Origin of the sequence: Imperialibacter sp. (assembly GCF_040222385.1) — a bacterium.
Taxonomy (GTDB): Bacteria; Bacteroidota; Bacteroidia; order Cytophagales; family Cyclobacteriaceae; genus Imperialibacter.
In genome coordinates this window covers 277,058-302,012 of the sequence record NZ_JAVKDF010000049.1, presented here as the reverse complement: position 1 = coordinate 302,012, position 24,955 = coordinate 277,058, and the positions used below count along the sequence as shown (strand labels likewise).

General features: G+C 47.1%; 22 protein-coding genes. 10 read left to right on the top strand and 12 right to left on the bottom strand.

Features of this window, described 5'->3' with window-relative positions; genetic code table 11:
* The first annotated feature begins 458 nt into the window (after positions 1-458).
* Complete coding sequence (locus tag RIG68_RS24765) at positions 459-1,865, top strand: MATE family efflux transporter (RefSeq protein ID WP_350128767.1); 1,407 nt, start codon at positions 459-461, stop codon at positions 1,863-1,865.
* A gap of 163 nt (positions 1,866-2,028) precedes the next feature.
* On the opposite strand, the gene RIG68_RS24760 is transcribed toward RIG68_RS24765, so the two are convergent.
* The 5 genes from RIG68_RS24760 to RIG68_RS24740 form a co-directional block, all read right to left on the bottom strand.
* On the bottom strand, positions 2,029-3,090 hold the full coding sequence (locus RIG68_RS24760; RefSeq protein ID WP_350128764.1) for an oxidoreductase: 1,062 nt from the start codon (positions 3,088-3,090) through the stop codon (positions 2,029-2,031).
* A 96-nt stretch (positions 3,091-3,186) separates the two neighbouring features.
* Entirely contained in the window at positions 3,187-3,831 is a 645-nt protein-coding gene (locus RIG68_RS24755; protein WP_350128761.1) for a DsbA family protein, read from the bottom strand.
* A 53-nt stretch (positions 3,832-3,884) separates the two neighbouring features.
* Positions 3,885-4,577, bottom strand: coding sequence for an SIR2 family NAD-dependent protein deacylase (locus tag RIG68_RS24750; RefSeq protein ID WP_350128758.1), 693 nt, complete (start codon positions 4,575-4,577; stop codon positions 3,885-3,887).
* 11 nt (positions 4,578-4,588) lie between these two features.
* Positions 4,589-4,741, bottom strand: coding sequence for a DUF433 domain-containing protein (locus RIG68_RS24745; protein WP_350128776.1), 153 nt, complete (start codon positions 4,739-4,741; stop codon positions 4,589-4,591).
* A gap of 86 nt (positions 4,742-4,827) precedes the next feature.
* The gene (locus RIG68_RS24740) at positions 4,828-6,261 is read right to left on the bottom strand and encodes a M20 family peptidase (protein ID WP_350128755.1); all 1,434 of its coding nucleotides are present in this window, start codon (positions 6,259-6,261) and stop codon (positions 4,828-4,830) included.
* Between the two features lie 302 nt (positions 6,262-6,563).
* Between RIG68_RS24740 and RIG68_RS24735 the strand changes: the two genes are divergently transcribed.
* Positions 6,564-7,349 (top strand): hypothetical protein, encoded by a 786-nt coding sequence (locus tag RIG68_RS24735; RefSeq protein ID WP_350128753.1) that lies wholly within the window; start codon positions 6,564-6,566, stop codon positions 7,347-7,349.
* Positions 7,346-8,353: a S41 family peptidase gene (locus RIG68_RS24730; RefSeq protein ID WP_350128750.1), complete on the top strand. Its 1,008-nt coding sequence runs from the start codon at positions 7,346-7,348 to the stop codon at positions 8,351-8,353. Before RIG68_RS24735 ends, RIG68_RS24730 begins: the two co-directional genes overlap by 4 nt.
* Before the next feature lie 6 nt (positions 8,354-8,359).
* On the opposite strand, the gene RIG68_RS24725 is transcribed toward RIG68_RS24730, so the two are convergent.
* Positions 8,360-8,833: a nuclear transport factor 2 family protein gene (locus RIG68_RS24725; protein WP_350128747.1), complete on the bottom strand. Its 474-nt coding sequence runs from the start codon at positions 8,831-8,833 to the stop codon at positions 8,360-8,362.
* Positions 8,834-9,104: 271 nt separating this feature from the next.
* On the opposite strand from RIG68_RS24725, the gene RIG68_RS24720 reads away from it, so the two are divergent.
* Entirely contained in the window at positions 9,105-10,031 is a 927-nt protein-coding gene (locus tag RIG68_RS24720; protein WP_350128744.1) for an RraA family protein, read from the top strand.
* Positions 10,032-10,061: 30 nt separating this feature from the next.
* On the top strand, positions 10,062-11,549 hold the full coding sequence (locus tag RIG68_RS24715; protein WP_151998310.1) for a mandelate racemase/muconate lactonizing enzyme family protein: 1,488 nt from the start codon (positions 10,062-10,064) through the stop codon (positions 11,547-11,549).
* Positions 11,550-11,602: 53 nt separating this feature from the next.
* Here RIG68_RS24715 and RIG68_RS24710 read toward each other — a convergent pair whose 3' ends face one another.
* From RIG68_RS24710 to RIG68_RS24700, 3 genes are all read right to left on the bottom strand, one after another.
* Positions 11,603-13,027, bottom strand: coding sequence for an SDR family oxidoreductase (locus RIG68_RS24710; RefSeq protein ID WP_350128741.1), 1,425 nt, complete (start codon positions 13,025-13,027; stop codon positions 11,603-11,605).
* A 125-nt stretch (positions 13,028-13,152) separates the two neighbouring features.
* Entirely contained in the window at positions 13,153-14,160 is a 1,008-nt protein-coding gene (locus RIG68_RS24705; RefSeq protein WP_350128738.1) for a Gfo/Idh/MocA family protein, read from the bottom strand.
* Positions 14,161-14,276: 116 nt separating this feature from the next.
* Positions 14,277-16,637 carry a TonB-dependent receptor gene (locus RIG68_RS24700; RefSeq protein ID WP_350128735.1) on the bottom strand — a complete coding sequence of 787 codons (2,361 nt, stop codon included), beginning with the start codon at positions 16,635-16,637 and terminating at the stop codon, positions 14,277-14,279.
* 273 nt (positions 16,638-16,910) lie between these two features.
* Between RIG68_RS24700 and RIG68_RS24695 the strand changes: the two genes are divergently transcribed.
* The 5 genes from RIG68_RS24695 to RIG68_RS24675 all read left to right on the top strand — a co-directional run bounded on the left by RIG68_RS24695 (position 16,911) and on the right by RIG68_RS24675 (position 23,152).
* The gene (locus RIG68_RS24695; protein ID WP_350128732.1) at positions 16,911-17,471 is read left to right on the top strand and encodes a gluconate 2-dehydrogenase subunit 3 family protein; all 561 of its coding nucleotides are present in this window, start codon (positions 16,911-16,913) and stop codon (positions 17,469-17,471) included.
* Positions 17,471-19,183 (top strand): GMC oxidoreductase, encoded by a 1,713-nt coding sequence (locus RIG68_RS24690; protein WP_350128729.1) that lies wholly within the window; start codon positions 17,471-17,473, stop codon positions 19,181-19,183. The genes RIG68_RS24695 and RIG68_RS24690 overlap by 1 nt, the downstream gene beginning before the upstream one ends.
* A gap of 104 nt (positions 19,184-19,287) precedes the next feature.
* Complete coding sequence (locus RIG68_RS24685; protein ID WP_350128726.1) at positions 19,288-20,754, top strand: sulfatase family protein; 1,467 nt, start codon at positions 19,288-19,290, stop codon at positions 20,752-20,754.
* Positions 20,755-20,870: 116 nt separating this feature from the next.
* Positions 20,871-21,770, top strand: coding sequence for an endonuclease/exonuclease/phosphatase family protein (locus RIG68_RS24680; RefSeq protein WP_350128723.1), 900 nt, complete (start codon positions 20,871-20,873; stop codon positions 21,768-21,770).
* Positions 21,771-22,099: 329 nt separating this feature from the next.
* Positions 22,100-23,152 carry a formylglycine-generating enzyme family protein gene (locus RIG68_RS24675; RefSeq protein WP_350128720.1) on the top strand — a complete coding sequence of 351 codons (1,053 nt, stop codon included), beginning with the start codon at positions 22,100-22,102 and terminating at the stop codon, positions 23,150-23,152.
* A 5-nt stretch (positions 23,153-23,157) separates the two neighbouring features.
* Here RIG68_RS24675 and RIG68_RS24670 read toward each other — a convergent pair whose 3' ends face one another.
* Genes RIG68_RS24670 through RIG68_RS24660 form a run of 3 tightly spaced genes read right to left on the bottom strand, consistent with a single transcriptional unit; the run spans position 23,158 to position 24,917 of the window.
* Entirely contained in the window at positions 23,158-23,382 is a 225-nt protein-coding gene (locus tag RIG68_RS24670) for a DUF4926 domain-containing protein (protein WP_350128717.1), read from the bottom strand.
* Positions 23,383-23,385: 3 nt separating this feature from the next.
* Positions 23,386-23,739 carry a DUF6883 domain-containing protein gene (locus RIG68_RS24665; RefSeq protein WP_350128714.1) on the bottom strand — a complete coding sequence of 118 codons (354 nt, stop codon included), beginning with the start codon at positions 23,737-23,739 and terminating at the stop codon, positions 23,386-23,388.
* A complete protein-coding gene (locus RIG68_RS24660; RefSeq protein ID WP_350128711.1) occupies positions 23,736-24,917 on the bottom strand; it encodes an alpha/beta hydrolase-fold protein in 1,182 nt (393 codons plus the stop codon). Before RIG68_RS24660 ends, RIG68_RS24665 begins: the two co-directional genes overlap by 4 nt.
* Positions 24,918-24,955: the final 38 nt, after the last annotated feature.

The window sequence follows — 24,955 nt, the reverse complement described above, 5'->3', positions numbered from 1 at the left end:
TTGCCCGACTTAAGTGTCTGTAATGCTTCCTCGAAAAGTTGCTCCAACTCACTCCGAGGTGGTCTCTTTGATTCCATTTCTGTCATAAGTTCTCATTTTATTTTTACTTATACTTATGACACACTTTTCTGAACAGTCTCTAAACGGTTCTTGCATGACGGTGGTGATCCTTTGGCTCCCATTAGGGGTGCCCGCTTCGGTCTCCCGTCCAGCCAGTAGTCGGGCAGGCTTCTGGTCTTCCGACCCCTTCACTCCTCCCTTTCTCACTTTTCACAACTTTCTGTTTTACGTTTCAAAAAACTTCCCTAACATTGTACCCATTATGAAACTCGTCAAGGACATTGTGACCACCCGTCTCAGGGATATTGACCCCACAAAGGCTTAAACAGCCCCTGGGACAGACCTCTATCGGTCACTATTTTTCCTTTTTCACATTTTTTTTCAATTCTTGACAAGTAATGACATCACTATACTATTCTATACGCAAATATTTGCGCTATTTTCTTGAAGCTTTAAAAGGCGGCGAGCAGGACTTTACCGAAGGTAATCTCAACAAAGCCATCTTTTTGCTGTCGATTCCCATGATCATTGAAATGAGCATGGAATCAATCTTTGCCGTGGTTGACGTATTCTTTGTGAGCAAGGTGAGCGTTAACGCCGTGGCCACCGTCGGTCTAACCGAATCGGTGATGATGATTGTGTACTCTGTGGCGGTTGGCCTGAGTATGGCTGCTACCGCTACCGTCGCCAGGCGTATTGGTGAGAAAAATGCTCAGGCAGCCTCTGTCGCAGCGGTGCAAGCCGTTATTCTGGGACTTTCATTTGCGCTAGTGATTGGCCTTGCCGGCGCCTTTTATGCCAGAGAGATTCTTCAAATGATGGGAGGAAGCCCTGAGCTCATTGCTGACGGCTATGGCTATACCCGGTGGATTTTTCTCGGGAACGTGTCGCTCATGCTCATCTTTTTGATCAATGCTATTTTCCGTGGCGCTGGTGATGCAAGTATTGCTATGTGGGCACTTTTGCTGGCCAACACGATCAACTGTGTTTTGGATCCATTGTTTATTTTTGGGTTTGGCCCAATACCGGCTATGGGTGTGGAGGGGGCGGCGATTGCCACCACAACGGGTAGATCAATTGGCGTGGTGTTTCAGGTTTATCATCTTTTCAAAGGCAGCTCCAGAATCAAAATAACCATCCAATCTCTTGTGGTTAAATGGGACATTCTGGTGAATATGATCAAGGTGTCGGTTGGCGGTGTGGGACAGTTTCTGATCGAGTCTGCCAGCTGGATCTTTCTGATGCGGGTGATGTCGCTTTTTGGTGAAGAGGCATTGGCTGGTTATACGATCTCTTTCAGAGTGCTGGTGTTTACACTGATGCCATCGTGGGGATTGGCCAATGCGGCAGGCACATTGGTAGGTCAAAACCTTGGCGCTTTGAAACCCGACAGAGCGGAAACCTCTGTTTGGCGGACTGCGTTGATCAATGTGATCTTTCTCGGTATCGTAGGAGCTGTTTTCTTGATCTTTGCCGAAGAGGTGATTGCCATTTTTACACCCGATGAAGCTGTGGTAAGCTTTGGAACACAAAGCCTTCAGATCATTTGCCTGGGGTATGTTTTCTTTGCCTACGGCATGGTTTTGATCCAGGCATTTAATGGTGCTGGTGATACGAGAACCCCTTCCGTGATCAATATTTTTGTTTTCTGGATCTTCCAGATCCCGTTTGCCTACTGGCTGGCGGTGACGATGGGGTGGGGGCCTTCAGGAGTCTTCTGGGCTATTGCGGTGGCTCACTCACTGTTGGCGATCATTGGAGTAATCATATTCAGAAGAGGCAGGTGGAAGACGGTGAAGGTTTAGCTCCCGGCAAATGCTCGTGAAGACACGGGCAACGACGAGGTGTAAACCAGCCAAAGCTGGGGAATCCTTATTGACAATTGACGAGTTTCTAATAAGAATGGCCAGTGGAAACGCTGGCCATTGTTTTTAAGTATTGGCTGTAAGACACAGCCAAAAACTTCGCTTACACTGTGACCGTTTTTTTCTCAGCAGCGCTTTGTATGGCTAGCTCAATAATGCGGATGACATCCCTGGATTGCCCGGCTGTGACTTCAAGCCTGCCGGTGCCATTAATGGCGTCCCGTATGTTGGCGTATAGTCCAGGGTAGTTGCCCACTTCAGACTCTACTTTGGCTATCATGTGCATGCCTTTGTAGTTCGTGTTGATCTTGCCCCAAGTTTCTTCAGGCTCTACACCCCAGTTAGGGGTTTCAGACGGAATCTTACCAGCTTTCAGTGCTTCTTCCTGCACATCGATGCCGGATTTAACAAAGGTGCCCTGGTCGCCATAGATAACGAACCGGTAACCTTCTTCCCGCACAAGCATACCTGCTTTTAGCGTCACCTTAAGGGCAGGATAATGCAGGATCACTTCGAAATTATCTACCGCTTTGGAGCCTGCCCTTTGGTGGGCTGTAAAAGCTGATACCTCTTTGGGCATTCCAAACAGCGTCAGCGCCTGGTCGATCAGGTGCGAGCCCAGGTCGTACAGAATACCAGAGCCGGGCAAATCTTCCTCTCTCCAGGCATTGGGCTTCAGGTAATTGCGGAAACGGTCGTAATGAATTTCCATTTCTACCACCGTGCCCAGCAGGCCTTCTTTTATGACCTTTCTTATTGTGTTGAAGTCACCATCGAACCGGCGGTTGTGGTGCACAGTCAGGATTCGGTTGTACTTCTTTGCTGTCGCAATCAACTCATTGGCATCGGCCGAAGTAATCGTGAAAGGCTTTTCTACCAGCACGTGCTTACCGGCCTCCAGGGCTCTTTTGGTCAGCTCAAAGTGAGAGGTATTTGACGTCGCCACAACAATTAGGTCAATAGCCCGGTCTTTGAAAAGGTCGTCAACATCTGCTACTACAGTGGCTTGTGGAAACCGCTGATTGGCCAGGGCAATATTGGTCGGCCTCGACTCACGAATCTTATAAAGGTGGAGCCCGGAAACACTGACGATGATGGGTGCATGAAATACCTGACCGGCTATTCCGAAGCCGATCAGACCAACATTGAGTGGATTATTTGCCATGCCCCGAAGGTAGGAAAGAAAAAGGGGCAGGGCAATGAAAACTGGCTTGAGAATGTGTCGAGCAGACCTGTCAGGGGACAGGCCTGTGAGAAAAGACTAAGCCTCTTTTGCCATGCCTCGTATCGTTTCAATCACTTTCTCTACTTCTTCCAACGGACGGAAACCATTCGATACAAGGTAATAACCCTGGTCGTTTTTTAACACAACGGTTGGAAAGCCCTTCACGCCTGCACTATTACTCCATTGGAAGTCCTGCGTGGTCCGGTATTTCATTTCTTCCGACTCAAACTTTTCAATGAAGGCTTTCGGGTCGAGCCCAAACTCTGTCGCTAGCTCCTCATATACTTTGTTGTCGGCGAAATCACGGCCTTCCAGGTATTGCTTCTTCTGCAATGCATGAGCAAACGGCACCACCTGGTCTGGTAGAAAGCTTCTGAATGTAACCAGGGCCCTTGAAGGGGGCTCGGAGTTCATCTGCGTGTCGGAGGGAAGCAGATCATTCAGATAAGACTCTCCAAACTTCGCTCCGGTCATTTCTTCTACTCTTTTGTATGCCCCTGAAATATAGCCGTGCATAGTAGAAAAGGGAGCAATTCGGGTACCGGTGACCATGCCACCTGCAACTACCTCAAAATTGAACTCATCTTTTCTTTTATTGAACAGGTCAACAATGGTGCCGCTAAAGCCATAGCACCAGCCACACAAAGGATCGAATATATAAATGATAGTCTCTTTCTTCATCGAATTAAATGTCTATACATTCAATCAATTCTATGCGACAAAAGGTTCAGTTGCTATAAAAACTCTGCTCTGATTTTTTCAGCAGCTTTGGCCACACCAGTGCTGGCAAGCTCCTCGTAAAGGTGGAAATTGGGAAGCTTAGGCAGATTGGGTAGACTAGGGTCGATGATGAACTTTGGCGCATGGTCGGCAGCGTAGTGTAGCAGGCTGGCAGCAGGATAGACAGCCAGCGAGGTGCCCACCACCATGAATACATCCGCTGACATGACCTCTCTGGCGGCATCCTCAATCAGCGGCACCATCTCCCCAAACCACACGATGTTCGGCCTTAGCTGGGAGCCTCTTTCGCACTTCTCGCCTAACTTGAGTTCCCATCCGTCCATTTCATAGATGAGGTTTTCATCCAGCGAGCTCCTTGATTGAAACAGTTGGCCGTGCAGGTGGATGATATTGGTCGAGCCGGCCATTTCGTGCAGCTTGTCTACATTTTGGGTAACGATAACGACTTCAAAATCTTTTTCAAGGTCGGCTAGCGCAAAGTGGCCTGGGTTTGGTTTGGCGCTCATTGCCTGCTTCCGGCGCATATTGTAGAAGTCGAGCACCAGCTCCCGGTTTTTACGCCAACCATCAATAGATGCCACCTCCATCACATCGAAGCCTTCCCAAAGCCCACCGGCATCCCGGAAGGTTTGGAGGCCGCTTTGTGCGCTGATGCCAGCTCCGGTAAGGACGACGATTTTTTTCATTTAGCTTGATTTCAGCGACCAATAAAGACAGGCGTTGATGGCCTCCTGACTAATGCTTGGATAAGAAAGAAGAATATCTGTTGAGGTTTCTCTCCAGACCTCAATTTTTCAACAATTAGGTCAACAGGGATTCTAGTGCCCCTTATGACAGGCTTGCTATACATGACTTTGGAGTCAGATGTGATGTATTCTTGCCAAAGCTTATTCATAGCTATTTATACCCAAGATAACACCAAAATCAAAGAATTCATTACTCATTCATATTCTTAATCAACTGGTGGAAGAATTGCACCACTTCCTTGTAATTGTCCACTGCCAGGTGTTCGTTGATGCCATGAAAGCCTGTGGCATTGTCGGGAGAGAGGCGGATTGGGAAGAAGCGATACTGATTTTCTGACACATTTCGGTAGTGCTTGGTGTCGGTACCTCCGCCTAGCAAGCCGGGCGTAACAATAGTGCCGGGCATAAGCTGCTTCACAGTTTTGGAAATCAGCTGGTACGAGGCCGAGTTATGGTCAGCGACTGTAGATGGCTCGTTGATGCTGCTTACGGCCTTCACTGTGATGCGGTCGTCGGCCACTACCTCAATGATATGCTCCAGCACTTCCTGAGTTGTTTCTCCCGGCATCACCCGGAAGTTGACTACCGCAGTAGCGCTGGTAGGAATCACATTGTCTTTTACTCCGCCTTTGATGATCGTTGGTGCGGTGGTGGTGTGAGCGTTAAGCCCTTCCAGAATTTTGGCCCCCAGCAGCCAGGTGTTGGCGAAGGCCATTTTTTGCATAAAAGGCATTTCGGGCCCAACAATATTGATTTGCTCCTGAAGGGTAGGCGTCATTTTGTAGGGAAACTGGTTGGCTTCCAGCTTCACAATGGCCGCCGCCAGAGAGCCTATGGTGTTGTTTTTTGGAGGCATGGAAGAATGGCCTCCGGGAGTAGTGATGGTGAGCTCATAGGAGATATATCCTTTTTCGGCCACGTTAATAATAGCCAGGGGCTTTTTTACCCCGGGCACCATGCCGTCTGCTACATAGCCGCCCTCGTCCACCACGAATTCTGCTTTGATCCCTTGCTCTTCCATGTACCTGCCAATGGCACCAGCACCCTGCTCGCCACCTACTTCTTCGTCATGCCCAAATGCCAGGTAGATGGTTCGTTTTGGCTGAAGGCCATCTTTCAACGACATTTCCACCGCCTCAAGGATGCTCATTACGCCCACTTTGTCGTCCATGGTGCCACGACCGTAGATGAATCCGTTTTTGATTTCTCCTGAAAATGGCGGCGCTTCCCAGTTGGTTAGCGTACCTTCGTCAACCGGCACCACATCCATGTGCGACATCAGAATGACAGGTTTGGCGGAGGCATCCGTGCCCTGCCATTTGTATAATAAACTATAACCGGCAATCACCTTTTTTTCCAGCAAGCTGTCGATCAAAGGGAAGGCCTCTGCCAGAAAATTATGAAAACCGTAAAACTCTGCTGAGTCAGGGGTGGCAGGATAGCCAAAAGAAATTGTTTTGTATTGGATGGCCTTTTGGAACCTTTCAAGGGCAGCATCCGGCACGTCGACCGGCGTGACCGATGCCACGTCAAATGTTTCGGAGGTAAAGGTCACGGTTTTGATAAGCACAACAAGTACAAGGAGCAAAACAGCAGCTCCGATAATAAGAAGTAATTTTTTCACAGTTACGGTTGGTTTGGAATGATCAACTTATGATGTCTATTTGACCTTCAATATAAATGATGAATATGGAATTGCAGAAACTTTGGGATGTTTAAAGTGCGTTCCTGGGTTGCCCAAAATTATATTTGCTTGCCGGGAATAGGTGTCTCATATAATTGAATGGTTTCAGTAGTGCCGTTTTGATAAAGTTGAAAATTAAGGCGCTTGTTACAGACTTTTTTGAAATTTTAGACACAAAATCATGCCTGCTGAGTTCTTTAATGAAAAGGTGTTGTGACTAATGTCGTTTATTTGTCGGTTGAATGATCAAACAAATCCCTGCCTTCTTGCTGCTATGTCTTTTGCCCTTTGGATCTGCGTATGCGCAGGACTCAACCGGCGTGATGCCTGCCAGGTTGAGCGTTTCAACCGGCTTCCGCTCGTTTCTGATAAGAGACGAACTTGAGTCGTTTAGGAATTTTTCAGGTTGGGGCATTCCGGTGGGTGTTAGCTGGGACAAGGAGAGCAAATTTGGTGAGTGGCATTTGGCGGCAGCAGCAGCCATGGCGAAGCTGACGGCTGATAACTCAAGGCTCGAGGTAAAAACCTTCGTGTCAAACGTTGATGTGCAGTACCTCACCAATTTATCCAGATCGAAGACCGACGGGCTGTCTGTGCACGGCGGCGTCAGCTGGGTGAATCAAGCCTCCTCCCGAACGTACGCTTTTAACAGTCCCATCGGGGGGCAAGATCCGTTCACCGGAGAGTTTTTTTCTGCTCCTGAATTAATGCTCCAATTGAGAAATGTGTTTAAAAAAGGAAGGAGGCTTGAGTGGAATATTGCCTGGGGCCCAATGGCCTATCTCATATCCAGAGACTATCATCCCATCAGGGGCTTTCAACGGTTCAGAGATGTTCCAAAGGGAATGGTGGTGGCCAATAATTTTGTAGACCTTACCTCCAGAGTTTGTTATTCCATGCCACTTACTGGCAAAGTGACTTTGTCAACCGCCTACAAATGGAGGTACCTTCGCTACGAACGAAACTATCCATTTCAAATGGCTAATCATGAGTTTTGCGTTTCACTGTCCTGGGCTTCACGAAAATGAGAAAAACTATATTACTTCTTTTGGTGGGGCTGTTCATTTTTGGCTGCGAACGTGCTTTTTTCGAGGATGAACCTACGGACACCTATGTCAGTAATTTTGAAGTATTCTGGTCTGAATTTGACCGTAACTATTCCTTCTTTGAGCTCAAAAACATAGACTGGGACTCCCTGTACGATGTTTATCGTCCCTTGGCAGAGCTGGCCGTAAACGACGATCAGTTTTTTCAGGTTTTGGCCAGGCTGTCGCTTGAGTTGAAAGATGGCCATGTGAATGTGGTCAGCCCCTATGGAGTATCAACCTATGATTTTGCAAATGGTGAAAAACCTGTCGGTGCTGAAAATGTCAAATCACACCTTTTCAGTGTAAAGCAGGTAGGAGGCTCGATTGAATATGCTGAACTCATTCGGCAAAATGTCGGCTATATTCATATCAAGACCTTTGGGGGAGATATTGGAGACTACGAAAAGATAGACGATATACTTGAAGCGTTAAAAAAAGAAGATGGGATTATTATAGACGTGCGTTCCAATGGTGGCGGGAGTACCACAAAAAGTCAGACGGTAGCAAGCAGATTTGCCGACAAAGAGAGGCTGTACCTTAAGGTAAAGTACAAAAATGGCCCGGGGCACAGTGACTTCACCGACTGGGATGAAAGAACAGTGTCACCAGAGGGGCCTTTCCAATACAAGAAACCCGTGGTGGTGCTCACGGATAAAAAAACCTATAGTGCCTCTGAGGAATTTGTTTTGGCCATGCGGCTATTTCCGCAGGTCACAATTGTGGGAGACACCACAGGCGGCGGCTCGGGAAACCCAATTTTGAGGGAGTTGCCAAACGGCTGGACGTTCAGGCTGTCAAGTTGGATAGCAGCAGACCCTGACAACAATACCTATGAAGGAATCGGGCTCTTTCCTGACGTGGTGGTGTTAAATAAGTCGCAAAATCCTCTTGATGACACTGATTATGCCTTACTTGAAGCAATGAAGGTATTTGACAATCAGTAGGGAGGTCTACGATCTGTTTTTCGAGTACTTCTCCAGCCCTTTTTTGGCTTGCTCGCTTACCTTTTTCTTGAGAAAGGGAGTCCACCCCAAGAAGAGCCCCGTGGTGCCCAATGCCTGTCTGCTCCATTTCCAAAAATTGAAATAATCGGTGTGTTTGATGATTTTTCCATCTTTGAACTCAAAGTTGGCTGAAATTTCGTTGTGGACCGTGTTGCCAGTGCTGCTGAAAAGGTAGTCGGCTGTCCAGTTGGCAGTTCCATTTGTGTCGCTGGCCTGCACGTTAGAAAATTTAACCGAGAGGCTCTGCTTACCTCTTTCTATCAGCATGCGCCACATGTTCCTGGCATGTTCTCCTTTCAAAGTGCCGAAGACTGGGTCTGTAAACTGAATGTCGTCATGGTAGAGTGAAACCATTTTTTCGGCATCGTGATTGGCAAATGCTGTGTAAAAACTGTCGATTATTTCTTTGTTGTCGGCCATAATTAGAGGTGAACAAGTTTTTTAGTTTGATCAGATTGCAGAGAGAAACGGCGATTTCGTTCCCACTCTTCCCGCCGGTGATCAATTTATCAAATCTCTCTGTTCGGATTGGCAATATAGGGTGAAAGTTGCCCGGCATATCCCAAAATAGGGTGGTAAATCATTCATTATTGACCATTCAGTAATAATGACTCGTGGTAATTGCAGATAATCATTATCTTCAATCATCGACCCGTTGGGTTTTTAGTCACTACTTAAACACACTTCATCAATGAACAAATATCGCTATCTATTAGCCGCTTTGTTACTTTTTAGCGTCAGCATTTACGCTCAGCAAGTAACTCTCACCAAAGACCAGATCATCTCCATGACCTCCGAATGGAAGGGCGAAAGGCTGCCCGACGGCAGGCCTAAAGTCTCCGATGATCAGCTGGAACGCCTGAAAAACATTTCGATTGAAGAGGCCTGGGGTATCCTTCGAAACAAGGGATACCACAATCAGTTTGAAGGTGATTGGATGATCATGGACAATGAGAAGCCGATGACTGGTCGTGCACTCACTGTTCAATACATGCCTGCCCGATCCGATTACCATGAGATGATTATGGCAAAAGGAAAGGCTGAGAATCGTATTGGCAATTTTAATTCCTGGCCTATCGACATGCTGAAGCCAGGCGATATTTATGTGGCTGATAGCTACGGAAAAATTGTTGATGGCACGCTCATCGGTGACAATCTGGGCAACTCCATTTATGCCAAATCAAAAAATGGGGTCATCTTTTACGGCTCCGTACGTGATGAAGAGGGATTAGCAAAGATTGATGGTTTCAATATGTGGGTGAAGGGCTATGATCCCTCCTACATTCAGGGTATGATGCTTGGTGGTATCAACGTTCCGATAAGAATAGGAAGGGCTACTGTGTTGCCTGGCGACGCTGTTTTAGCCAAAAAAGGTGGCGTTATCTTCATTCCGGCGCATCTTCTTGCCGATTTACTTATTAATGCTGAATTCATAGCGCTGCGAGACCAGTTTGGCCATCAGAGACTGAGAGAGGGGAGGTTTACGCCGGGGCAAATAGACCAAAGATGGACCGATGAAATCAAGAATGACTTTCTAAAATGGCTTGATGCTAACCCTGATAAAATCCCCATGTCAAGGGCAGAGCTAGATGCTTATATGAAAGACAGAACGTGGTAATTGAAATTTTCACTTGATAAAAACCGACTTATGATTAATCAAGAAAAAACACCCTCCGATAAGTACTTAGAAAAGCTTGGGATAAAAGATGAGTCTGTTGCTACACCAGAAGCAAACAGCAGTGAAGAAGGTGGCGACAATCGTCGTGACTTTATGAAAAAAGTGGGACTTGGCGGTCTTGCTCTGGGAGGCTTTATGTTTAGCAGCATAGAGGATACCATGGCACATTCTACTTCAAAAGTAAACCGCTATGCAGCTCCTTCTGATCTTAAAATTACCGACATGCGATATGCAGTGGTGATGAACGGCCATGCTCGCTGCCCTGTGATTAGAATTGATACCAATCAGGGCATTTCCGGCTATGGCGAAGTGCGTGACCAGGGCTCGTGGCGATATGCCATGTTTTTGAAGAGCCGCATTAAGGGAATGAATCCATGCAGTGTGGAGCAGATATTCAAACGCATCAAGCAGTTTGGCTACCATGGTCGCCAGGGTGGTGGTGTGTGTGCCGTGGAAATGGCACTGTGGGATCTGGCTGGAAAGGCCTACAATGTGCCAGCCTATCAGCTGCTGGGAGGCAAATTTCGTGACACTGTAAGGCTGTATGCCGACACCTCCATGGGCCGTGACCAGGCGGAGTTTGAGGCCAAGGTGGCCAAGCGAATGGATGTAGACGGGTTCACGTTCCTTAAAATGGACTTCGGTATTGAGCTTCTGAAGGATATTCCGGACACTGTAGCTAATAGTAACTTCTGGGACATTGGCCGCCAGTGGACCAACGACCCCATGACCTATGGTGCGGCCGAGCACCAGTTTACCCAGATCCAGATCACCGATAAGGGCCTTGACATTCTCATGGAGAGGATAGAACTGGTACGTAAGAAAATTGGCTATTCCATTCCGCTGGCATCGGATCATTATGGCCATTTCGACCACAATAACGCCATCAGGCTAGGCCGGGCGGTGGAGAAGTATAGACTGGCATGGTTGGAGGATTTGATCCCCTGGAAATTTACTGAACAATGGAAAACCATTTCTGATGCCATCGAAACGCCAACCACAACGGGAGAGGATATTTACCTGAAGGAAGAGTTCATCAAGTTGATTGATGCGAGGGCCATTGATATTGTGCATCCTGACCTTGCTACTTCTGGTGGTTTGCTGGAAACAAAGAAGATTGGTGACTATGCCGAAGAAAAAGGTGTGGCGATGGCGATGCATTTTGCCGGAACACCGATATCGTTCATGGCCAACGTTCATTGCGCAGCGGCTACCCAGAATTTCATGGCTCTTGAGCATCATTCGGTGGACCTGGACTACTGGCAGAATTTGGTGAAGATGACCGGCAAGGGCGTCATGATAGAAAAGGGTTTTGCGCCAGTGCCGGATGCACCTGGTTTGGGTGTTGAACTTAATGAAGAAGTTGTGAAGCAGCACCTTGATCCTGAAAACAACAAATATTTCGCTCCTACGCCAGAGTGGGATGTGGAGAGATCATGGGACAGGCTTTGGAGCTGAGAAAGCCCGATGGAAGTTAATAAGGAAAGGCCCATCATGTGATGGGCCTTTTGCTATTTTGTATTGTTGAGCTCTCTGAGCATTCCACCAAACACGAATCCGTGAATCGGGAAGATCGAATACCAGTAAAGCCTTCCCCATAAGCCCCTCGGCCTGAAGGTGGCCGTCTGACAAAGTACGCCGTCGTCTATCCTGAACTCCAGCCAGGCCTCGCCAGGCACCTTCATTTCAGCAAACAGCAAGAGTCTTTTTTCGACCCTGTTGGCATACAACACCCGCCAAAAATCCAGCGAGTCGCCAGCATTGATGTCATTTACGTTGGTTCTGCCTCGCCTGAGGCCCACACCACCCGCCAGCTTATCGAGAAATCCCCGAAGCTTCCAAAGCCAGTTGCCGTAGTACCAACCAGTTTCACCACCCAGTGCCCAAATGCGGTCGAGCACTTTTACGCTGTCCTTCACTTTTACGCTTCGTTTGTCTTGCAGGCAGCCGTATACCGGTACTTCAATATATTCTGAAAGGTTTTCGCTGATTCGTCCGCTCACCAGGCTGTCTTTCCAACTTGAGGGCACTACATGCTGATTGATTTTTGAGAAAGCTTTGGCGAGCGATTCGGCATAGCTGATGGTCTTAATGCCCAGAAGTTTGGCCAGGCGGTCGTCGCTGCACACTACCTCCACTTTCATACTGTCGACCAGTGTTACCGCCAGCCGGTAGGAGGTAGAAGTGACAAAAAAGAGCCAGTAGGAAGACAGCTTGGGCGTCATGATCGGCAGGGTAAAGATCCACCTCTTTAGTTTTCGTGCCCTGGCAAAGCCAAGCAGCATTTCCTTGTAGGTCAACACGTCGGGTCCTCCTATGTCGTAGTTGTCATTGTAAGTAGCTTTGTTATGCAACACACTGGATAGAAACAGGATGACATCTGTAATGCCAATAGGCTGGCAGCGGGTGTTGAGCCACCTGGGAGTGATCATCACAGGTAGTTTCTCTACCAGGTCTCTGATGATCTCAAAGGAGGCGCTTCCGGATCCGACGATAATGCCTGCCCTAAGCGTGGTGAGTGCAAAATCGCCCTGCGACAAGATATTCTCTACCTCTTTTCTTGAAGCCAGGTGTTTTGAAAGAGTTTCTTCGTTCACAATCCCGCTGAGGTAGATGACCTGTTCGATTTTCTTGCCCGCCAATGCTTCGTTGAAATTGTGGGCAGATTCGCTTTCGAGCTCATTGAATTTACCGGAAGCCCCCGACATCGAATGAATGAGATAATAGGCGGCATCAATATCATCGGGGATGTTTTTGAGTGTTCCCTTTCTCAGGAAATCAACTTCTATCACCTTTATGTGGGCGATAAGCTGTTTTGGAGGATTGAATCGGTTGGCATCTCTTACGCAGCATATCACTTCGTGACCCTGATTAACCAAAGCCGGAAGCAACCTTTTGCCGATGTAGCCGGTGGCGCCGGTCAGTAGAATTCTCATAGGATTATTTAAGGTGACCGAAGTGGGTCTTCGGCTATCAATATAACCCAAAAGAGGCGGTTCTGTTCATTTGCCAGGCAAGATAGCCCTAGGTTCGTGAAGGGCTGGTCCCCTAACAGACCAATCTACTTATCAGTCCTTTTGCAAAGCTGCTCCATTACCCAGTTTGTTCTTGTGCCAGAAACGCCTGTGCTTGGACATTTTCCCTTGCCGGTCAGCTCGTCTACAATGGTTTGTATGAGGGGTTGCTGAATGTGCTTGGGGATATCAAAGGTCATCCTTTCAGCAGGCTTACCTTCCACTTTTAATGTTACGGAGTGGTCGCTGAAATAAGGGAAAGAGATCTCACCTTTGCTGCCAATGATGGTAGTTACCTCTTCGTCGGAAGCGCCGGAGGTAGCAAAGCACCAGGTTCCCTGGCCGAGCACACCACTTTCAAAGACGAATGAGCCAGTCACAATATCTTCTGCCGGGTAAATACCACCCTGGTTAGCAGCATAACCATGGGCGTGTTTCACCGGGCCTAGCAGAAAATCCAGAATATCCAGCTGATGGCAGCCAAGGTCGTAGAAGTAACCGCCGCCAGCCACTTCAGGAAAAATGCGCCAGTTGTCGGGGTCATGCGCCGCACCTACAATATCAGGGTGCAGTGGTTTATTAAGCTTAACATTCACATACCTCACGTCGCCAATAACTCCAGATTCGATCAGCGACTTCACCTTCAGAAAGTTGGGCAGCATTCTTCGGTAATAGGCAATAAACAAAGGCACCCCGGCTTGTTGACAGGCATCCACCATGGCCTGGCATTCTGCTGTGCTCCGAGCCATAGGCTTTTCTACATATACTGGTTTGCCTGCTTTGGCGGCTCTGAAAGTGTATTCGGCATGAGAGCCAGGAGGTGTGGCGATATAGATGGCATTGACGTCAGGGTCGTTGATCAGCTTATCGGCATCGTCATACCATTTTGGAACGCCATGACGTTTGGCAAAGTCAGCGGCTTTTTCACCATTGCGGCGCATGACAGCCACAAGGCTTGAATTTTCTATCTTTTGGAAGGCAGGGCCACTTTTTACTTCGCATACATCGCCTACGCCAATAATGCCCCAGCGCACTTCTTTAAGGGTGGTAAACATAAAAGTTAAGTTTTTAGAAAATCTAAAGATAAAAATAAACCCCAGAACTGTAGAGGCATTCTGGGGTTTGGGAGAATTCCCTATATATTTTGTTACATCTGTAGCACCACTGGTCTCTAAAACTCAATGCGATAGCTCAGGTTAGGCAAGAAGCCTAGTTGCTGAAACGTTTCAATTTTATCGGTTCTGCTATCAAAGTATTCCCCAAACACATTGTATCTGGCTGTTACATTCTGGACATTGATTGAAAGGATGGACGAATGCCCGGGTTTGTTGCGGCGGTAGCTTACGCCAACATCCAATCTGGCATAGTCGGGCAGGCGTTGGTCATAAGCATTTGTATAGTCTAACACTGTTCTGTCCTCAGTAATGCTTTGCTCAAGATTAATCGGCACTTTCCGGTTGCCGCCAGCATAAATCACCCGGGTATTGAAGCCGAGAAGATTGTCCTTCGTTCTGCCGACCTTAAATTCTTTGCCAGCAATAAAATTACCGGTGAAGTTTCCGTTGAAACGTGTGTTTCGTTCGATGCCATCCGCCCCGTTATACTTCGACTGGTACACTGAAGAAGTAACTGTGTAATAAAAGCCGTTCGTTAAGAACTTCTCCAGCGTTAGTTCGAGGCCATAGTTGCGCCCGGTTCCGTCGTTGGTCAACGGACGAGTTGTGTAGCCATCTTTGGCGTTCAGCACACTAAATGTTGGTGCCCATTCATCCGTATTTGTCACTTGCGCAATGGGTACATTATAAAGATGCTGATAATAGGCTTCGGCTTTCAGCCGAACGTTGTCCGTCAGCTGTTTTTCATAACCAAGCACAAAATGCCCGGCTTTACTCATCTCGAGGCCCTTGTTGTGCTGAACCAGGGTTCCATCTTCAAGGGTTTCGTTAGCCAGATAGAGCGACGCCGATTCAAGGCGGCTGTGAAGCCCAATGCCTGCAGTGATCGATGAACCCTTGGCCACCGCCCATTTCATTCCAAAACGTGGCTCCAGCGCATGCTGGTTTTTCAGAAAAAGGTGCGAATAGTGGAACCCTGTGTTCAACGTGAGGTGCTCACCTGCCCGGTATTGCCATTGTGAGAAACCCTGAAGGAACATCATGCTGCCGTCTGCTTCCAGTCCCGTGTAAGTGGTATCATCAATATTGTGGTAGTAGCTCGAAATGAGATCGTAGCCGAGTGAACTGGCAATGATACCTGAACGCAGCGTGTTACGGGCGTTGAACTTCTGATTGAGCATTGTCGACAATCGATAGTCTTTTTTCAGAAAGGATTCTTTGTTGTATACCTGTAGCTTCAGCGAGTCCTCGTCATAAACGTTTCGGCCTCTGGAGGCAGTAAGCTTGGTTTCAATGAAGGTGTCTTTGTTAACAAAGTACACATGCGACAAACCAGCCACGCCCATGTCGGATCGGAAGTTGCTGTTGAACGGGTAGCCCTCTTCGAGGTTGGCTGCCTCGGTTTGTCTGCTGAGGCCGCCAAGCCCCCATAATGAGAAGGCTCCTGCTTTTTGGGTGGGTAGGTGAATTTTGTACGAAAGATCCTGGAACACGATCTCCTCATCACCAAAAATGGGTAACAGCCCCATTTGGTCAAGGAGCGAAAGGGTAGAGTAACGATAATTCACCAGATAAGAAGCTTTTCCATTTTTCTTCAGCGGACCCTCGGCGGCGAAAGCAATACCCAGAACGCCGGCTTGAAATGCATACTCACGCTTATCTGTATTTCCCTTGCGCAGGTTAATGTCGAATACCCCACTCAGGGCATTGCCATATTGGGCCGGAAAGGCCCCTGTATAAAAATCTGAATTGGCCAGCATATTGTTGCTCAGGATGCTGATGCCGCCTGCTGCAGAGCCCTCTTCTGCAAAGTGATTCGGGTTTGGTACTTCCACACCCTCCACTCTCCATAACAAGCCTCTGGGCGAGTTTCCCCGGATCACGATTTCGTTGGTGATATCGTCGCCACCACCACGCACACCCGCAAACGAGGCAGCCGCCCGGGCCGGATCATCAAAAGTTGCCGCATAACGGCTTGTTTCCTCCACGTTGATGGATTTTGCGCTTACAGTGGCAAAGTCGTTGAGCGGAGCCCCTTTGTCTTGTTCCGAGGCGGTGACAACCACTTCGGCCATTTGAACAATGGATTCGGTCAGGTGAACGTTTAGTACCACTTCCTTTCCAGAGCCCACCAGTACTTCCGGAATTACTTTGTTCTCGTAACCTACAAATGAAATCTGTACATGATGGCGACCAACAGGCACTTTTTCAATTTTGAAATTGCCATCAAGGTCAGTTACCGCACCCTTTATCGGGCTGCTGTTGACGATCATTACCGTGGCGCCGGGAACAGGTGCCAGCGACTGTGCATCCAGCACCTGGCCCTTCACTGTTTGAGTTAAATCCTGACTGGCAAAGGCAAAAGAATATCCCGAAAGCAAGCCGCTCAGCAGCAAGCATTTAAAAAAATTGTGCATATGTCTATTTTGAGTTTTAAACTTGCTACAATGACGATAACCGCAACCAAAGGTTTCCAAACAATTGTTTACCTGATGATTTTTTTGACAAAAAGGAGGGACTGGTTGACGAAACCGTTAGTCGCATGGAAGGTGGTAAATAGTTCTACTTTAGGTGCCAAATAATTCACCAGAGTGTACAGAGCCATAAAACTTAAACTATTCGTTACTTCTTTCAACAGGATTCACTTAATTCAGTGTTCCTTTGAAACAACACTGTGAAATATTTTAATCATGGACAGACGAACCGCCCTTAAACAAGCCGCCCTCTTTGCTGGTGGAGTGGCACTCCTGCCATCTTGCTCTTTCGGACCGGAGCGGGTGGCCATGGCACTTAGCAATTTGCAGATAGATGCTGATCAGCAGGATTTGCTCGCCAAAATTGTGCAAACCATTATCCCTTCAGGAGAAATTCCCGGTGCTGACGAGCTTGAAGTCTACAAGTTTGTGCTGGTGATGGCCGACGATTGTATGGACAAGAGCGAGCAGGGTGTATTTACGAGTGGTCTTCAAAAATTTGGCCCTTTTGTTAAGGAAAACTTCGACAAGGCGTTTGCAAAAGGCGACCAGGTGTATAAAGAGAAAGTACTGACTGATATCATGGCTATGGAAGATGCTGACGATGCATCTAAACCAGGCCTGAAGGATGTTAAATCATTTCTGGATGCCACCAAGGGCTACACTATTAGGGGCTATATGGCTTCGCAGTACATCTTGACAGAGAAATTCCCCTACAAGCATGTGCCAGGTTCATTTGAGGCATGTGTATCAACTGATGGTTTAATTGTAATGTAATGGCAAATTTTAATATAGACAGCACCAAAGAAAATACCTATGACGCCATCGTTATAGGATCAGGAATGAGTGGGGGATGGGCCGCCAAAGAGCTTGCTGACAAAGGATTGAAGACTCTGATTTTGGAAAGAGGAAGGGATGTGAAGCACAATGTGGACTACCCAACCACTAATATGATGCCCTGGGAGTTCAAGCACCGAATGCAGGTACCGCAGGAGGTTGTGGATGAGAACCCGGTGGTGAGCAAATGTTACAATTTCCGGGAAGATTCTATGCACTTCTTTGTGAAAGACAAGGAGCATCCGTACGTGCAAGAGAAACCTTTTGACTGGATCAGGGGCTATCAGGTAGGTGGCAAGTCCATTATGTGGGCAAGACAAACCCAGCGCTGGAGCGACTTCGACTTTGAGGGCCCGGCCAGAGATGGCTTTGCAGTCGATTGGCCAATCAGGTACAAGGACATTGCACCCTGGTACAGTTACGTCGAGAAGTTTGTAGGCATTGCCGGCTTCAAAGACGGACTTCCTAACCTCCCTGATGGCGAGTTTTTGCCCGGCTACGACCTGAATTGCGTGGAAGGCTACTTCAAGGAGAAAGTAGAGTCGACCTATAAGGATAGAAATATTATCTCTGCCCGTTGTGCCCACCTTTCCGAGCCTCAGCCTATTCACTTGGAGCAGGGAAGGGGCCAGTGCATGAACAGAACCTTGTGCCAGCGTGGGTGCCCTTTTGGAGGCTACTTCAATAGTAACTCGTCTACGATTCCCTGGGCACTGAAGACTGGAAATGCAACGCTAAGACCATTTTCGGTAGTACATTCCCTGATCTATGATGATGCAAAAGAAAAAGTGACTGGTGTAAGAGTAGTCGATTCCGAATCGAAGGAAATGATCGAGTATTATGCCTCTATTGTGTTTGTGAATGCAGGCGCACTCAATACCAACCTTATTCTTCTGAATTCTACTTCGAACCGATTCCCTAACGGACTGGGCAACGACAACGGCCTCCTTGGAAAGTATGCTGCTTTCCATAACTACAGAGCCAGGGTTTCTGCCCGATATGAAGGGTTTCCTGATAAAACAACAGTAGGCCGTCGTCCCACCAGCGGGTATATACCTCGTTTCCGCAACGTGTATAAGCAGGAAACAGACTTCCTTCGGGGTTACGCTGCCGGCTTCAGTGCCGGCCGCCAGGTGGACAGGAACTATGATGGAGTTGGTGAGTCACTCAAATCAAATTTACTCAACCCTGAATGGGGTGGATGGAGAGTAGGCTCGCATATGATGGGGGAAACTATTCCGAAAGAATCTAACTACTGGGGCATTGACCTAACGCAGAAAGACGAGTGGGGCATTCCATTGCTGAAGGTCAATGTGGACTATGACGACAACGACGAGAAAATGGTGGCCGATTACATAGAACAACTCACTGAGATGTTCACAATGGCCGGCTTTACCGACATTCAGTCGAACGATTCCAAACAGGCACCTGGCTTGGATATCCACGAAATGGGCGGCGTACGCATGGGCAAAGACCCTAAAACATCGCTGCTTGACAAGTGGAACCGGATGCACCTGGCCAAAAACGTTTTTGTGACCGACGGTGCTTGCATGACCTCCACCAGCACACAAAACCCCTCGCTCACTTACATGGCACTAACAGCCAGAGCGGTGGATTTTGCGGTGAAGGAAATGCCGAAGGAGACGACTTAAGAATAACGAGTTTAAGAAAGACTAGTGAGGCGGGCGGTTAGTTCGCCTCTTTTTTTGGTGCTGTAATATGTAATTTCTATTTTCATCGTACCTACGATAATCCTATGCATATTTCTAAAGCTGTTCTACAAAAAGTTATAACCGGCCTTTCCACCCTGACGGCATTCATTTTTTTTGCGCAGTGCTCTTCCACTGATAAGCCAGCAGTTGAATCGGACACCGGAGGTCAAAGGCCCAATTTCGTCATCCTTTTTGCCGACGACCTTGGCTATGGAGATTTGGGAGTTTATGGACACCCGACAATCAAGACACCAAATCTTGATAAAATGGCCTATGAAGGGCAGAAGTGGACGAATTTTTATGTGGCTGAAAATGTCTGTACCCCTTCGAGGGCTGGACTCCTCACTGGCAGGTATCCTGTAAGAAGTGGCATGACAAGTAATAAGCGAAGGGTTCTTTTCCCCGATTCAGATGGAGGCTTGCCTCAAACAGAAATTACAATTGCCAAAGCCCTAAAGGGAGCAGGGTATGCCACTACTGCCATTGGCAAATGGCATCTCGGCCACTTGCCGACTTATTTACCTACTCAGCATGGTTTTGATTCATATTTTGGAATACCCTATAGTAACGACATGGACAGGGTGAATGACGGTGGCGACTATAGGGCAGCTTTTTTGGATCCAAAAATAGAAACCTTCAATGTGCCACTTATGCGAAATGAGGAAATAGTTGAACGACCCGCAGATCAGAACACCATTACCAAAAGATATACCGAGGAAGCAGTGAAGTTTATTACTTCGAACAAGGACAAACCTTTCTTCCTCTACCTGGCGTACAACTTACCCCATGTGCCACTTTTCGCTTCCGATGAATTTCGTGGAAGTAGCGAGCGGGGACTTTATGGAGATGTTGTGGAGGAGATTGACTGGAGCGCCGGAAAAGTAATGGATGCATTAAAGGAATTGGGGATTGATAAAAACACTTTAGTTGTTTTTACTTCTGACAACGGGCCATGGGTTATTTTTGATAGCCATGGTGGAAGTTCTGGGTTGCTATACGGTGCCAAAGGAACGAGTTACGAAGGAGGCCAAAGAGAACCGGCTATTTTCTGGTGGCCGGGGACGATCAGCCCCAAAATTGTATCGGACATTGGTAGCACCCTAGACATGCTGCCTACTTTGGCGAGCCTTGCTGGAGTAGATTTACCACAGGATAGGATTTACGATGGCTACGACCTGACTGATGTGTTGAAAAAAGGAGCCCCATCACCACGGAACGAGATGATCTACTATCACAGTGAGCGTATTTTTGCAGCCAGAAAAGGAGACTATAAACTGTACTTCTATAAAAACAACCCTGCTGGTTATCCGCAACAATTGGAGAAATTGGAAAAATTGCAGCTCTTCAACCTATCAGTGGATCCTTCTGAAAAGTATGACATAATTGACGATAACCCCCAGATAGAGAAGGAGATAGAAGAGATGGTAGTGGCGCATGCGGCAGGTGTCGAGGCGGTGCCCAACCAACTTGAGAAGAGGATTGGCGAACCATTGCCAAGTGAAGTCAAATAGGGTTGAAGCCATTTTGTAGTAGATTCTATTGACGATTGAAGTGGGGGGTTGTGGTATTCAATGGAATTCCGACATTCTTTGGCTTCTATATTACCCAACTTGAAAAGCCCGTAAAAATGAACAGATATGTTAACATCATTCTAATAGCAGCCTTTTCGGCCATTGTTGTATCCTTCAGTTCATGCAAATCTGATAGAAAGGACGGAAATGCGTCATCCCAAAATTTAAGACTAATCACCTACAACGTGTGGTACGGTTTCACCGAGGTGCCTGAGAGAAAGAAGACCTGGATTGACTGGATGAAGGAGCAACAACCTGACATTGTCTCACTTCAGGAGTTGAATGAATATACGGAGGAGAAATTAGCTGAAGATGCTAAAAGTTATGGGCATCCATACAGCGTATTACTAAAGGAAGAAGGGTTTCCAACGGGAATCACATCAAAGTATCCTATTGAAGACATTCAGCGAATCCGGGAAGGCTTTCATCATGGATTGATGCGAGTGCGGATACAAGGCATTTATGTTTATGTAATTCATTTGCATCCTTCCAACTGGCAAACCAGAAAGGTTGAAATAGATCAGATTCTTCAGAATATTGAATCATTACCCACGGATTCGAAAGTAATCCTTGCTGGTGATTTTAACACATTTTCGCCACTCGACTCTGTTTACTATACACATGGAAGGCTGGAACCATTTTTTGACCAGCGAGATTCTTTGTACAATGAACAAAACCTGAATAATGGTCAGCTGGACTACTCAGTCATTCAGCAGGTATTGGATTTTGGATTAATTGATCTTGAGGCCAGCAGGCGATCTTCCGGTTATGAATTTTCCGGGAGCTTTCCAACGTTGATAGAAAAGGAAGGTGAGCACGGGGATAAAAGACGATTAGATTACGTTTTTGCCACTAAGGATGTAGCAAAAAAGGTTACCCGTGCTGAGATCATTACCACAGATACCGCTTTGATTTTGTCAGATCATTTACCAGTTGTTGTAGACTTGGATATATGACATTGAGCATTGCTTTCAGCGACCCCCTCACTGTGGCTGCCTTTTCTCCAAAGCAAAAATATGATTGTTCTTAACAGAAGCAGACCTCCAGTCTCCCGGCTTACGACCTTGACTAAGCCAAAAATCTATGGAGTAGACCAGTATCACAGGTGCATATCTGATTTACTGAACCGGTGGAATTCTGTCTGGGAATAAATTGGTAAAATACGCTGCGGCCTACATCTTTCTATTCAATATTGCTATTAACAAGCCGTTTGATAAAGTTCAATGACTGGCCCGGTTGGGTCGATTATATTTCTTATTTTGGCCATTGTAAAAAATCCTCTTGGATGACTAAAAAGCTTTCAATTTTCGTTTTGGCAATAGGTATGGCGCTTTCCTGCTCTACACCAACAAGCAAAACTTCTTCTGCAATCCAGTCGCAAGCTGGGGACTCGGCTAATGCTCCTGAAGAAATGGTCTTCATCCCGTCTGGCACCTTTACAATGGGTGGCAAATCGGAAGAGGCTTCACCCAATGAGTACCCTAACCATCAAGTAGAGGTTTCTGCCTTTTTCATGGATGAGCATGAGGTTACTAATGCACAGTTCAAAGCATTTGTAGATGTCACGGGTTATATCACTATTGCAGAAAGAGCCATCGATTGGGAGGAAATGGCCAAGCAGCTGCCTCCTGGCACACCTAAGCCAGCGGATTCAATCCTGGCACCAGGCTCCCTGGTTTTCCGGGCAACTGAAGGCCCTGTAAACCTGCGGGACTACAGCCAATGGTGGGAATGGGTGATAGGGGCCAACTGGCAGCACCCGGAAGGGCCGGAGTCTTCCCTTGAGGGAAAAATGAATTTCCCGGCTGTCCACATAGCTTACGACGATGCCCTGGCATATGCCCAATGGGCTGGTAAGAGACTGCCTACTGAGGCGGAGTGGGAGTGGGCCTCGATGGGAGGCCAGGAAGGAGTGAAGTACCCCTGGGGCAATGAATCGGTGGAGACTGCATTTACTAAAGCGAATTTCTGGCAGGGCTTCTTTCCCTACGATAACGAGGTGAAGGATGGCTTTTTTGGTGCTGCGCCGGTCAAGTCATTCCCAGCCAATGGCTACGGGCTTTATGATATGGCCGGCAATGTGTGGGAATGGTGCTCCGACAAATACCATGAAGAAGCCTACAAAATGGCTGAGGAGCAGGGTAAAGTGGAAAACCCAAAAGGCCCGGATTCCTTCTACGATCCCAACGAGCCTTATGCTGAAAAGCATGTGGTGCGAGGCGGTTCTTTTCTGTGCAACGACAGTTATTGCAGCGGTTACCGGGTAACCCGCCGCATGAGCTCCAGCCACGACTCAGGACTCAACCATACAGGATTCAGGTGTGTGAAGGATATTTAGAAAAATTAACTATTTGCCAGGTCTTTTTCGTAGTGAAGTAGCATAATATCGTTTGCTGCAAGGGGTAATTCGGCTATTGTCTCACCCTTCAAGTTCGCAAATTCAATTTCAAAGGCTGAACTGCTGTGAAGCTCCACTACGGTTCCAACCTGCCCCGACACCAGACCAAACTCAGGCATATCTTTAACGAGAGCAACAGTGTCGAGTAGTTTTATTTTTGTTCTTTTCATTACCTATACTTTTAAGTAACAGGATGTAAGCTTTGGAAATTGTTCACTATTTGGAATTATCCAACCCGTAATTAACAGTGCTTCTTTATCAAAGATACGAATATTGATTGGAACGGAATAGCGCCTACCATACTTGTCTGCTGACTTTTCATGAGCTTCAGATATAGCAATGCCGTCGAGAATTGCATTGATAAGTACTCCCACATCATCTTCGGCAAGGCCCAACACTGCTTCAAAAACCCTCGCTTTATATTTACCGGTAGGATGGCTTTTGTTTAAGCAATATTCCCGCAGCTTTCTTTCGGAAACAATTGCGTTTTTATGGTTAGGTAATAATTTCAGAGGAAAGTTAGTCATTGTTGATCTAATGATCTGATCCGGTTTTTTACCATAGTCGCACCAGGATTAATTTTCAGGTATCTTTCGTAATATTCCAGGGCCTTTTTCCAATCTCGTTTTTTGTCCCGGTATATGTCGCCGACTGTCAGATAAGCGGAGCTGCTTTTAGGATAGTTTTTAATATTCAAGAGGTAGCATTCAAGTGCCTTGTCGTATTCTTTTTGAACCATAAAGTTGTAGGCTACGACGTTAACGACTACTTCAGGAGGCAGAAACGAAAAATGGACATCTTCGGAGAATCGTTCAAAATGGGTTTTTAGTTTTGCTGCATCAGGGGTATCCGACTCGGTGTTGATGCGGTATTTCTCAAAAATAAAATGGAGCCCATCCAATTCTGCGAAAAGTGGCACGGAACCATGGGTTTCAGTTTCGTATTTTTCATAGTTGAATCTAAGTCCCGATGCTCCAGATGTTTGCAAGGTCGTCACAATTCTATCGACAGCCCGATCTGTTGTTAAACGCTTCGAGCTGTTCCCATTGTTGCGATTGGACAGGCCTAAGAAGAATGACTTGTTAGCAAGTTTTGCTTGCATGGCCTCTTCTTCGAACTTTTTTATCACCATATTATCGTCCCATCCAACGGTCGGATCGATGGCGATAAAGGCATTGAACAGACCCGGCCGGGAGTAGGCTGAATAGAGCGCCAGCAAACCGCCAAGAGAATGCCCAACGAATAGTCTAAATGGAGCCGTGAGGTAGGTTTTGTCGATGTGAGGGATCAACTCTTTCTCGATAAAGTCTAGAAACTCCTTTCCGCCGCCAGTCGTCTTAGCCTTACTATTGGGTTTCTCCAACAATGAGTCATTGCTGGTTGGCGTCAAGTCCCGCCATCTGTCTGTATTGCCAATGGCAACGACTATCATTTGTGGAAGGTAGAAGGGTGACCTGGCATCAACAATGCCGCTTATACTATGAAAATGACTCTCACCATCCAGCACATACATCACTGGATAGCTCTTCGGATGGGATGATTTATTACTGTAGCCATCAGGAAGATACACCGCATAGTGCCGTTTTTCATTCAGGATTTTGGAATGAATAACATGCGATTTTCCGATAACAATATCAGTACCTCCCTCTTGCGCCAATGCCTTGATTGACACAAGCGTAATAAAAATGGATAAGAGAAGTTTCAAACTACCTGCTCACGCTTTAATTATTGCAGATGAAGATA